Source organism: Janthinobacterium sp. AD80, assembly GCF_002878455.1.
Taxonomy (GTDB): Bacteria; Pseudomonadota; Gammaproteobacteria; order Burkholderiales; family Burkholderiaceae_D; genus Janthinobacterium.
In genome coordinates, this window is record NZ_NRDQ01000031.1 from 24,232 (window position 1) to 35,284 (window position 11,053).

11 protein-coding genes are annotated in these 11,053 nt (G+C 67.0%); 10 read left to right on the forward strand and 1 reads right to left on the reverse strand.

The window, feature by feature from the left end:
- Window positions 1-6 precede the first annotated feature (6 nt).
- The 9 genes from JaAD80_RS07460 to JaAD80_RS07500 all read left to right on the forward strand — a co-directional run bounded on the left by JaAD80_RS07460 (window position 7) and on the right by JaAD80_RS07500 (window position 9,799).
- Window positions 7-630, forward strand: a complete 624-nt coding sequence (locus JaAD80_RS07460) for a phosphatase PAP2 family protein (protein ID WP_102293597.1) — start codon at window positions 7-9, stop codon at window positions 628-630.
- Entirely contained in the window at window positions 627-1,742 is a 1,116-nt protein-coding gene (locus JaAD80_RS07465; protein WP_102293598.1) for a sterol desaturase family protein, read from the forward strand. The genes JaAD80_RS07460 and JaAD80_RS07465 overlap by 4 nt, the downstream gene beginning before the upstream one ends.
- A complete protein-coding gene (locus JaAD80_RS07470) occupies window positions 1,739-2,854 on the forward strand; it encodes an acyl-CoA desaturase (protein ID WP_258002856.1) in 1,116 nt (371 codons plus the stop codon). Before JaAD80_RS07465 ends, JaAD80_RS07470 begins: the two co-directional genes overlap by 4 nt.
- Before the next feature lie 67 nt (window positions 2,855-2,921).
- Window positions 2,922-3,485, forward strand: coding sequence for a GbsR/MarR family transcriptional regulator (locus JaAD80_RS07475; RefSeq protein WP_102293599.1), 564 nt, complete (start codon window positions 2,922-2,924; stop codon window positions 3,483-3,485).
- Window positions 3,482-4,126 carry a DUF4166 domain-containing protein gene (locus tag JaAD80_RS07480; protein WP_180979335.1) on the forward strand — a complete coding sequence of 215 codons (645 nt, stop codon included), beginning with the start codon at window positions 3,482-3,484 and terminating at the stop codon, window positions 4,124-4,126. The genes JaAD80_RS07475 and JaAD80_RS07480 overlap by 4 nt, the downstream gene beginning before the upstream one ends.
- Window positions 4,123-5,586 carry a TIGR01777 family oxidoreductase gene (locus JaAD80_RS07485; RefSeq protein WP_102293601.1) on the forward strand — a complete coding sequence of 488 codons (1,464 nt, stop codon included), beginning with the start codon at window positions 4,123-4,125 and terminating at the stop codon, window positions 5,584-5,586. Before JaAD80_RS07480 ends, JaAD80_RS07485 begins: the two co-directional genes overlap by 4 nt.
- 65 nt (window positions 5,587-5,651) lie before the next feature.
- The gene (locus tag JaAD80_RS07490; RefSeq protein WP_102293602.1) at window positions 5,652-7,040 is read left to right on the forward strand and encodes an ethanolamine ammonia-lyase subunit EutB; all 1,389 of its coding nucleotides are present in this window, start codon (window positions 5,652-5,654) and stop codon (window positions 7,038-7,040) included.
- Window positions 7,041-7,110: 70 nt separating this feature from the next.
- Window positions 7,111-8,553, forward strand: a complete 1,443-nt coding sequence (locus JaAD80_RS07495) for a pyridoxal-dependent decarboxylase (RefSeq protein WP_102293603.1) — start codon at window positions 7,111-7,113, stop codon at window positions 8,551-8,553.
- A 13-nt stretch (window positions 8,554-8,566) separates the two neighbouring features.
- Window positions 8,567-9,799 (forward strand): RimK family alpha-L-glutamate ligase, encoded by a 1,233-nt coding sequence (locus tag JaAD80_RS07500; RefSeq protein WP_102293604.1) that lies wholly within the window; start codon window positions 8,567-8,569, stop codon window positions 9,797-9,799.
- Here the strand turns inward: JaAD80_RS07500 and JaAD80_RS07505 are convergent, their stop codons facing one another.
- Complete coding sequence (locus tag JaAD80_RS07505; RefSeq protein WP_102293605.1) at window positions 9,800-10,735, reverse strand: hypothetical protein; 936 nt, start codon at window positions 10,733-10,735, stop codon at window positions 9,800-9,802.
- An 84-nt stretch (window positions 10,736-10,819) separates the two neighbouring features.
- On the opposite strand from JaAD80_RS07505, the gene JaAD80_RS07510 reads away from it, so the two are divergent.
- The coding region (locus JaAD80_RS07510; RefSeq protein WP_146012296.1) for an ethanolamine ammonia-lyase light chain EutC at window positions 10,820-11,053 on the forward strand (234 nt) is incomplete at its 3' end.

The following is an 11,053-nucleotide window of genomic DNA, read 5'->3' on the forward strand; positions in this document are numbered from 1 at the left end:
TCTCCCATGACTTTACGCGGCCGTCTGCTGCACTTGCTGGCCGGCTGGGGCAGCGTCGGCCTCGTGTATTTTTCCAGCGACCTGCTGCAAGGGCAGGGCGTGCTGCTGCCGGAAACGGCGCTGGACCGCGCCATTCCCTACACGGACGCCGCCATCTGGCTGTACCTGTCCTTCTTCATCCTGATCCCGTACGCCTACCTGGCGGCCGATGCGGCCCGCGTGCGCTGGCTGGCGCGCGCCATGGCGCTATCGGCGCTGGCTTGCGGCGTGGTCTTCCTGCTGTACCCGACCACTCTCGCGTATCCGCCCGTGGGCGACGGCAGCGCCTGGAGCACGCAGGCGCTGCGCCTGCTGCAGGCGGCGGACTCCGCGCAAAACTGTTTGCCCTCGCTGCATGGCGCCCTGACCCTGCTGTGCGTGTGGGCCTTGTGCGAAAAACGCCACCTGGTCCGTTCCGCGCTGGCCGTGGTGCTGGGCGTGGCCATCTGCTACGCCATCATCGCGCTGCGCCGGCACGTGAGCATCGACCTGGCGGCCGGCCTGGCTGTCGGCATCGCTGGCGGCATGCTGGCGAAAATGCAGGTATCCTTGGCTGCCCGCCGCGCCGTTTCCATCAAAACCGCACCATGATGAATCCTTTTGCCCTGTCATTCCTGATCATGCTGGCCTTCGTGCTGGCCGAACTGCTGATACTCAAATGGGTGCGCCAGACCCCTGTGCCGTGGAAAGACGTGATCTTCAACCTCAATTCCGGGCATATCCTGATGTGGGTGTTCCGTGGCGTGGAAGTGGCCGCGTTTGCCCTGCTGCTGCGGCATGTGAACCTGCATATCGTCGACCAGTGGCCCGTGGCCGCGCAATGGATCTTCGCCTTCTTTGCCTGGGACCTGTGCTTTTACTGGATGCACCGGCTGCACCACAAGATTCCCCTGCTGTGGGCAGTGCACGTGGTGCACCACCAGGGCGAGCATTTCAACCTGTCGCTGGGCGTGCGCAATTCCTGGTATTCGTCGCTGACGAATTTTCCCTTCATCGCCATCCTGGCCGTGCTGGGCGTGCCGCTGGAAATTTTCCTCGTTGTCTCGTCCCTGCATTACACGGTGCAGTTCTACAACCACAATGCGCTGGTGAACAAGTCCGGCATCCTGGACAAGTTCATGGTCACGCCGTCGCACCACCGCGTGCACCATGGCACGGATAAACGCTATATCAACCGCAATTTCGGCGGCACCCTGCTGTTGTGGGACAAGCTGTTCGGCAGCTTCCAGCCGGAACTCGAGGGCGTGGAAATGCGCTATGGCGTGAAGGGCATGACACCCACGCATAATCCCCTGCTGGCCAGCAACGGGAAATTGTTTACATGGCTGCGCGCGCGCTTTCCCCACTGGCAGTCGCGCGGCACCTTCCACGTGCCCGAGCTGTTCATCGGCAGCGGCGGCGTGATCCTGTTCGGCCTGGTGATCTATTACGTCAACCACGAGGCGGCGCTGGCCGGCGCGCAGCAAGCCACGCTGTTTGCGCTGATTTTCGGCGGCACCCTGGCGCTGGGCGGCCTGTCGGACGCGCGCCGTTGGGGCGCCATCGCCTGGGTGGCCATCGCCCTGGCCATGCCGGCCCTGTTCCTCGGCTGGTATGGCGCGCGCGACGTGTGGGGCGTGGTCTTCCTGGCCGCACTGCTGGCGCATGGCCTCGACGGCGCGCGCCGCCTGTGGTGGCCCGCCGCTGCGCGGACGCGCGCGTGACGCCTGTGCCCTCCCTGCCGCCGCTGCGCTTTCAGCCCGCGCGCGATTCCGCCTTCCGCCGCGAACTGCGCGAGCGCGCCGACGTCTATCTGGCGGGCGCAGGAAAACACCGCTTTGGCGACGCGCGCATGCATGCGAAGGCCATCTTCCTCGCCGTGCTGACGGTGGCGCTGTATGTGCTGGCCCTGAACGCCGATGGCGCCTCCGGTTTTGTCGTCAGCTACGTGGCCTGCCTGGTCACGGCCATGGCGCTGGCCATGAATACCCTGCACGATGCGGCCCACAGCGCCGTCTTTCGCACCGGTTGGCTGAACCGCGTGCTGATCCGCCTGGTGAGCTTGCCCGTGGGCGTGGATACGGATTTCTGGACCATCCGCCACGTGCATTTTCACCATACGTATGCCAACGTGGAAGGCTATGACCTGGACACGGAACCGAACCCTTTCCTGCGCCAGACGCCGTACCAGCGCTGGTCGCCGCAGTACCGCTATCAATACCTGTACTGGCCCGTGGTGGCGGCCCTGTCGCTGCCGTATCTGAACTGGTATGGCGACTGGCTGGACCGCTTCGGCAAGACGCCCGTGGCCGCGCACAGCCGCCTGCAGGGCTGGCGCGGCTGGCTGTCCTTTTTGGGCTGGAAGCTGGGCCACGTGGCGCTGGTGCTGGCGCTGCCCATGTGGCTGCTGCAGCAGCATGGCATCGGCTGGGGCGTGGTGCCGGGCGCGTATTTCCTTGGCCAGATGCTGGCCTCGTGCGTGCTGGTGGCGCTAATCCTCGGCACGCACTGGGCCGAAGTGGACTTTTTCCAGCCGGGGCCTGACGGCACCTTGCCGCACGACTGGTACCAGCATACGTTTTACACGGCCTGCGACTGGACGCCGCGACCGCGCGCGCTGCGCTGGCTCGGCTACTGGCTCGGCGGCCTGAATCTGCACCTGACGCACCACCTGTTCCCCACCTGGAATCACCGCCACTATCCGGCGCTGGCGCGCATCATCGCCGAACTGGCGCCGCGCCACGGCCTCGTGTACCGCGAACTTGGTTATGGCCAGCTGCACGCTTCGCAGCAAGCATTCCTGCGCGCCATGGGCCAGCCGCCCACCCGCACCTGACGAATCGTGCTTGACGCGGTTTCCGTTCCGTCTTACATTTCTGTAATGACAGAAATAAGAGAAAATCATGGAACTGAGTCCGACCACGCAGAAGTACATTTTGCATTGGGGTGAAATGGGCACGCGCTGGGGCGTCAACCGCACGGTGGCGCAAATCCACGCGCTGCTGTTCCTGGCGAATGAACCGCTGACGGCGGAAGACATCGCGGCCAGCCTGAACGTGGCCCGCTCCAACGTCAGCAACAGCCTGAAGGAATTGCAAAGCTGGGGCCTGGTCCGCATCACGCACGTGCTGAAAGACCGGCGCGACCACTTCGTGGCCCTGCAGGATGTGTGGGAAATCTTCAGGGTCATCATGGAAGAGCGCAAGCGGCGCGAGATCGATCCCACCCTGACGGTGCTGCGCGAATGCGCGATCGAGGGCGAGCACGATGCGGCGATACCGCCGGCGACCCTGGAACGCATGGGCGAAGTGCTGGCCTTCCTGGAAATGCTCAGCAGCACCTACAGCGATTATAAAAACCTGCCGCCGGCCACCCTGCAGCGCATGCTGTCGATGGGCGGCAAGGTGGCCAAGTTCCTCAGCCCTGACGACAAGCCGGCCAAGGCGAAAAAGCCGGGCAAGCCATGAACGGGCCATCCGAAGGAGAACTGTTCAAGAAGGTAATGGGCGCGCAGTGGCTGACCCTGCACCCGGATATCCGCCGCCGCTTCGAGAAAAATCCCGCGCCGGGCCAGCCCCTGTACTACCGTGGCGAACTGACTGAGTTGCGCAGCTCGCGCCTGGGGAAGTGCCTGGGCTGGCTGACGCGCCCCTTCATCGACGGCGCCCTGATTCCGTATGACGACGCGGATTTTCCCGTCGATATCGAAGTGTATTCGCGTCCCGGCTGCCCCTTCATCTTCAAGCAGCGCACCTACCGCCTGCATGGCTGCGCGCCCATCCGCTTCACCTCCTACATGGCGGAAAGCGCGAAGGGCGAAGTGCTCGAGTACGTGGGCCTGGGCCTGGGCATGAAGCTGCTGCTGCACGTCGAGGATGGCAACCTGCACTTCACCAGCGACGGCTATTTCCTCGACCTGTTCGGCTGGCGCCTGCCGCTGCCCGGCGTGCTCACGCCCGGCAAGACCTACCTGTGCCACCGCAACGAGACGCCGCAGCAATTCAACATCCGCATCGAGATCCGCCACGCCCTGTTCGGCACCACTTTTACGCAAGCGGGCGTGTTCCGCGAGTCCGCCGCGCCGGAAATCCACAAGGAGACACCATGAATACACATCTGCTGGCCCTGCAACTGATGGCGGCGCAAGGCTGCCTGGGCGCCTTTGACACCATCTACCACCATGAAATCACGGAAGCGCTGCCGCAAAAGGCCTCGGCGCGCCTCGAATTGACCATCCATGCCACGCGCGCGCTGATCTACAGCCTGCTGTTCGTCGGCCTGGCTGCGTGGGAATGGCATGGCGCCTGGGCCTGGGTGCTGGTCATCGTGTTTGGCGTGGAAATCGTGCTGACCCTGTGGGATTTCGTCGTCGAAGACCGGACGCGCCTCCTGCCCGCCACGGAGCGGGTCACGCACACGGTGCTGGCGATTAACGCGGGCGCCTTCATCGCGCTGCTGGCCCTGAACAGCAGCGAATGGGCGACCTTGCCGACGGCCCTCGTGTGGCAGCCGTATGGCTGGCTCAGCGTCTTCCTCGCCCTGTGCGGCGTGGGCGTGGGCTTGTCCGGGCTGCGCGATGCGTATGCAGTGTGGCAGCTGGGACGGCGCAAGGTGCAGGAAACGGCAGAGCAGGATGAACACCTGAGTTTTGCCGGCACGCCGCAATCCGTGCTGGTGACGGGCGCCACCGGCTTCATCGGCCAGCAGTTGGTGGCAGCCCTGCTGGCGGACGGCCATGCGGTGACGGTGCTGACGCGCCAGCCCAAGCAGGCCGCGTGGACCTTGAACGGCCAGGTGCGCTGCATCGCCTCGTTCGGCGAATTGTCGGCTGCGCAGCGCATCGACATGGTGGTCAACCTGGCCGGCGCGCGCATCGTCGGGCCGCGCTGGACGGATGCGCGCAAGGCGGCCCTGCGCCGCAGCCGCGTGGCGCTGACGCAGGGACTGGTGGCGTGGATCGCCGGCGCGCAGCACAAGCCGCGCGTGCTGCTGTCGGCATCCGCCATCGGCTACTACGGCGTGCAGCCGCAGGGCGACGCGACGGAGCTGACGGAGGAGAGCGCGCCGCAAGCCATCTTCATGTCGCAGCTGTGCCAGGAATGGGAAGCGGCAGCGCGCCAGGCGCAAGCCCATGGCGTGCAGGTGGGCTGCATGCGCTTTGGTCTCGTCTTCGGCCACCAGGGTTCGCTGCCGCAGATGCTGCTGCCGGTGCGCTTCGGCGTGGGCGGCCCGCTCGGCAGCGGCCAGCAGTGGGTCACGTGGGTGCATGTGCGCGACGTGATCCGCGGCATCGCCCACCTGGCGCGCCGCAGCGAAGCACAGGCGGTGGACGGCGCGTATAACTTCTGCGCGCCGGAAGCCATAGCGCAGCGCCGCTTCGCCCAGGTGGCGGGCCAAGTGCTGCACCGCCCCAGCGTCATGCCCACGCCGGCCTTCCTCATGCGCGCCCTGCTGGGCGAGCAGGCCGACTTGCTGGTGGAAGGCCAGCGGGTCGTCCCGCGCCGCCTGCTGGCTGACGGCTTTGTCTTCCGCTACCCGCAGCTGGAAGGGGCGTTGCGCAGCCTGTAGCCTGGCGTAGAATGGGGAATGCTCCGGGGTCAGACCCGGCGGGTCTGACCCCACAGGAGAAATCCATGCCCCGCTTCAGCCATACGATAGCCAGCCACACGCATACTTTCGCCAGCCTGAAGGAGCTGCTGGCGAAAGCCACGCCACCGCGCTCGGGCGATGTTCTGGCCGGCGTGGCCGCCGCCAGCGCGCAGGAACGTGTGGCGGCGCAGCTGGCGCTGGCGGACGTGCCGCTGTCGCTGTTCCTCAACGAAGCGCTGGTGCCGTATGAAGACGATGAAGTCACGCGCCTGATCATGGACAGCCACGCGCGCGCCGCCTTTGCACCCATCGCGCACCTGTGCGTGGGGAGTTTCCGCGACTGGCTGCTGGACGACGCGACGGATACGGCGCTGCTGGCGCAAGTGGCCGCCGGCATCACGCCGGAAATGGCGGCCGCCGTCTCGAAAATCATGCGCCTGCAGGACCTGGTGCTGGTGGCCCGCAAGTGCCGCGTCGTCACGGCCTTCCGCAATACCCTGGGCCTGGAAAACCGTTTGTCCACGCGGCTGCAGCCGAACCACCCGACGGATGACGCCACCGGCATCGCCGCGTCCATCCTCGATGGCCTGATGCTGGGCAGCGGCGACGCCGTCATCGGCATCAATCCTGCCACCGACAATGTGGCGCAAGTGGTGTCGCTGCTGCACCTGCTCGACGCCGTTATCGGCCAGTACCAGATTCCCACGCAGTCCTGCGTGCTCACGCACATCACCACCACGCTGGAAGCCATCCGCCGCGGCGCGCCCGTCGACCTGGTGTTCCAGTCGGTGGCGGGCACCGAGGCGGCCAACCGCAGCTTCGGCATCGATTTGTCCCTGCTGGCCGAAGGCCGGGCGGCGGCCCTGTCGCTGGGACGCGGCACCGTGGGCAGCAACGTCATGTATTTCGAGACGGGGCAGGGCAGCGCGCTGTCGGCCGGTGCCCACCACGGCATGGACCAGCAGACCTGCGAAGCGCGCGCGTATGCGGTGGCGCGCGCGTATCAACCGCTGCTGGTCAATTCCGTCGTCGGCTTCATCGGCCCCGAGTACCTGTACGACGGCAAGCAGATCATGCGCGCGGGGCTGGAAGACCATTTCTGCGCCAAGCTATTGGGCCTGCCCATGGGCTGCGACGTGTGCTATACCAACCACGCGGAAGCGGACCAGGACGACATGGACGCCTTGCTGACCATGCTGGGCGTGGCCGGCTGCAATTTCATCATGGGCGTGCCGGGCGCGGATGACATCATGCTCGGCTACCAGAGCACCTCGTTCCACGACGCCCTGTATGCGCGCCGCGTCCTGGGCCTGCGCGCCGCGCCGGAATTTGAAGCGTGGCTGGCGCGCATGCACATCACCGATAGCCAGGGCCGCCTGAGCGGCGCGCTGGCACCGGCCTTCCAGGCAGCCCTGGGGCGATTGCCGCCGTAAAACGGCGCAAATTACGCCCCGCGCGGGCGCGCCGGTGCGATAATCGGCGATCTTCCCCTCCGATACGATCATGCTGCCACCCGACCCCGATTCCCTCGATCCGCACGACTGGGACGCGTTCCGCGCGCAAAGCCACCGCATGCTCGACGACATGCTTGACTACGCACAGCAGATTCGCCAGCGCCCCGTGTGGCAGGCGGCGCCGGACAGCGCCCGCGCGCAATTTTCGCAGCCGTTGCCGCGCGCGCCGGGCGACCTGGCCGAGGCGCACGCCAGCTTCATGCACGACGTGCTGCCGTACGCCGTCGGCAATGTGCATCCCGGCTTCATGGGCTGGGTACATGGCGGCGGCACCCCTGTCGGCATGCTGGCCGAGATGCTGGCGGCGGGCCTGAACGCGAACGTGGGCGGGCGCAGCCAGATGCCGGTGGAAGTGGAGCGCCAGATCGCCCGCTGGATGGGGGAACTGTTCGGCTTTCCAGAGTCTGCCAGCGGCGTGTTCGTCACGGGCACCTCGATGGCCAACCTGATGGGCGTGCTGGTGGCGCGCACGCAGGCGCTGGGCGTGGCGGCCCGCCAGGATGGCTTGCAGGGCGCGCCGCTGGTGGCCTATACCTCGGCCGCCGCGCATGGCTGCATCGCGCAGGCGATGGATCTGTCGGGCCTGGGCACGGCTGCCCTGCGCCGCATCGCCGTCAATCACCGGCAGCAGATCGACGTTGCCGCGCTGGCGCAGGCGATCGCCGCCGACCGCGCGGCGGGCCTGCTTCCCTTCTTCATCGCCGGCACGGCCGGCACCGTCGACACGGGCGCCATCGATGATTTATCCGCGCTGGCGGCGCTGGCCGCGCGCGAGCAGCTGTGGTTCCACGTGGATGGCGCGTACGGCGCGCTGGGCATGCTGTCGCCCCAGATCGCCCCCCTGCTGGCGGGCATCGAGCTGGCGGACTCGCTGGCGTTCGACTTTCACAAGTGGGGGCAGGTGCCGTATGACGCGGGCTTTTTGCTGGTGCGCGATGGCGCGCGCCACATGGCGGCCTTTGCCGCGCCGGCCGCATATCTGCGGCGCGAGGCGCGGGGCCTGGCGGGCGGCTCGCCCTGGCCCTGCGATTTCGGCCCCGACCTGTCGCGCGGTTTCCGCGCCCTGAAAACCTGGTTCACCTTCAAGGTGCATGGCGCCGAGCGCATGGGCGCAGCCATCGCCCACACCTGCGCGCTGGCGCGCCATCTGGCCGAGCGCGTGCAAGCGACGCCGGAACTGGAACTGCTGGCACCCGTCACCCTGAACATCGTCTGCTTCCGCCACCGTGGCACGGCCAATGGCGACAGCGACGCCTTCAATGGCGAGATCGTCGCCGACCTGCACGAGTCGGGCATCGCCGCGCCGTCGACCACCACCATCGGCGGGCGCCTGGCCATTCGCGCCGCCATCGTCAACCACCGCACGCGCGCCGAGGATATCGACGCGCTGCTGGCGGGCGTGGTGCGCTTCGGCGCCGCGCGCCTGTCCTGAAAAGGAAGTCACCATGAACGATTTGCTGCACCATGCCGCCACGCCGTACGCGCCGCTGATCGGCCTGGCGCCCCTGATGCGCCGCGCCTTTTTGCAGGAAGATCTGGCGCCGCTGGGCGAAGCGCTGCTGGCGCGCGCGCAGGCGTATCCCGACGACGCGCACGCCTACCTGGATTTCTCCACCGTGCTGCAACTGAAAGGCGAGCGCGAAATGGCGCTGGCCGTGCAGGCGCAGGCGATCGACTTGCAGCAGCTGTATGCGCTGCCGGCACAGGCGCCGCAAGCGGGACCCGGCATCCGCGTGCTGGTGCTGATGGGGCCAGGCGATTTGATGTCGAACACGCCCATCGAGTTCCTCGTCGAGCAGTCCGACGTGGCGCTCGACCTGCTGTATCTGACGGCGGACGGGCCTTTGCCGGAAGAAGTGCCGGACCACGACGTGCTGCTGGTGGGCGTCGCCGAATCGGACGCCAACCAGCCTTTGCTGGCGCTGCTGGCGCGATTCGTCGCGGACTGGCCGCGCCCTGTCGTCAACCTGCCGCAGCATATCGCGCATACCTCGCGCGATGGCCTGTGCGAAAAGCTGCACGATGTACCCGGCGTGGCCATGCCGCGCACGGCGCGCGTCAGCCGCGCGCAGCTGGCGGCGCTGGCCTCGGGCGAATTGCCGCTCGCCGCCTTGCTGCCCGGCGACGTCTTTCCCCTGATCGTGCGGCCCCTCGGCTCGCACGCGGGACACGACCTGGAAAAGATGGAACAGGCGGGCGACCTGCACGCTTATCTGCAGGCTGTCGACGCGGAACGCTTTTATATCGCCCGCTTCGTCGATTACCGCAGCGAGGATGGCCAGTTCCGCAAGTACCGCATCGTGCTGGTCGACGGCGTGCCGTACATCTGCCACTACGCTGTCTCCTCGCACTGGATGATCCATTACCTGAATGCGGGCATGGATGAAAGCGCGGCCAAGCGCGCCGAGGAAGCGCACTGCATGGCGCATTTCGACGATGCATTCGCGCGCCGCCATGCCACCGCCCTGCGCGCCATCGACGCGCGCATGGGCATGCCCTACCTGGGCATCGATTGCGCCGAAACGCGCAATGGCGAGCTGCTGGTGTTCGAGGCCGACAACGCCATGATCGTGCACGCGATGGACGCCGAAGCACTGTATCCGTACAAGCGGCCGGTGATGCAAAAGGTGTTTGACGCGTTTCGCGCCATGCTGGCGCGGGCGGCCAGCGGCAGCTGATCAGCTACCGAGAAGTTTTTCCAGCAGTTGGCGCTTGGCCGCGCTGCGCGGCGCGTTCCAGTAGCCGTCGTACTGCAGCAGCAGGGTGCTGCCCTGGAAAATGCGGATGCGCTGGGGCTGGCCCAGCATGACGGCGTGCACATAGCTGGCAAACGATTCGGCAAAGTCTTCATGCATGCTGGTGGCCGCATACAGGGTGGCGAAGTTCGCGCCCTGCAGCTGCGCGTAGGCGTCGCGCATCTGGCAAGCCTCCAGGCGCGGCGCCTGGTAATACGCGATGTCCGCGCGCAGCGGGAAGTCGTTGTCGGGCAACGGCACCACCTGCAGCGCTGGCGTGATGCGCCAGGCCAGCGGCAGGTAGCGGTAGTCGTTGGCGCTGCGCATGGCCTCGGCCGCGTTCCACCACTCGGGCAGCAGGCCCCGGCCGGCGGCCAGTACATGACCGAATTCATGCAGCAGCAGGTATTGCAGCGCGCGCTGGCGGTTGTCGTCTGCCGGCGCGGCGATCTGCGCTTCCAGCCGATAGCCATGCTGCGGCGCGAAGGGCGTGTTTTCCTTCCACGTGGCCCAGGCGTTGGCCGTGCGCGCCTCGAACGCATCCACGTCGAGTGCCACCACCACGCCCAGGATCTGGCCTTCGCCGCTGACGACGATATCGCTGATGGCCGAGGAACCCAGCCCCCGCGCATAGCGCACGCCCAGCAGCACGCCGTCGAGCAGCGCCTGCACGGTGGCCGGCATGGCGGCCATCGCCGCGCGCACGTCAGCATGGAAAGCGGCGTCCACCAGGGTGGAAGCGGGTTGCGCGGCGACGCCGGTGGCGGTGTTGACCTGCGCCACATGGGCGATGATTTCCTCCTGGGCGGGGCCAAGGCGGTCGAGCAGGGGTACATCGTATTGCTGGTCCCACTGCGCGGCATCGGCGGCAACTATCATGGCGTTCCTGGCGTGGTGAGTGGCGGTGATAAACTGGAATTTTGGCGCAGTGTAGCAAGGATACGCACGTACCGGGAGACGGATATGGCGAAAAAGGACATCGACGCGGGCAGTGCCTGGCAAGCCTTGCGCCGGCATACGGCCGCGCGTATCGGCCTGGGGCGCAGCGGCGTGAGCGTGCGCACGGGCGCGCACCTGGCATTCCAGCTGGCCCATGCGCAGGCGCGCGATGCCGTGCACCTGGCGCTCGATGGCGCCGCGCTGTCGCGCGCATTGACGGAGCAGGGATTGGCCAGCGTGGCGCTGCACAGCGCGGCG

Excerpts from the sequence above, each read along its gene's own strand:
- JaAD80_RS07480 (WP_180979335.1), top strand. The coding sequence starts at position 3,482 with ATGAACGGGCCATCCGAAGGAGAACTGTTCAAGAAGGTAATGGGCGCG.
- JaAD80_RS07500 (WP_102293604.1), top strand. The coding sequence starts at position 8,567 with ATGAACGATTTGCTGCACCATGCCGCCACGCCGTACGCGCCGCTGATC.
- JaAD80_RS07465 (WP_102293598.1), top strand. The coding sequence starts at position 627 with ATGATGAATCCTTTTGCCCTGTCATTCCTGATCATGCTGGCCTTCGTG.
- JaAD80_RS07485 (WP_102293601.1), top strand. The coding sequence starts at position 4,123 with ATGAATACACATCTGCTGGCCCTGCAACTGATGGCGGCGCAAGGCTGC.
- JaAD80_RS07505 (WP_102293605.1), bottom strand. The coding sequence starts at position 10,735 with ATGATAGTTGCCGCCGATGCCGCGCAGTGGGACCAGCAATACGATGTA.
- JaAD80_RS07460 (WP_102293597.1), top strand. The coding sequence starts at position 7 with ATGACTTTACGCGGCCGTCTGCTGCACTTGCTGGCCGGCTGGGGCAGC.
- JaAD80_RS07475 (WP_102293599.1), top strand. The coding sequence starts at position 2,922 with ATGGAACTGAGTCCGACCACGCAGAAGTACATTTTGCATTGGGGTGAA.
- JaAD80_RS07495 (WP_102293603.1), top strand. The coding sequence starts at position 7,111 with ATGCTGCCACCCGACCCCGATTCCCTCGATCCGCACGACTGGGACGCG.
- JaAD80_RS07490 (WP_102293602.1), top strand. The coding sequence starts at position 5,652 with ATGCCCCGCTTCAGCCATACGATAGCCAGCCACACGCATACTTTCGCC.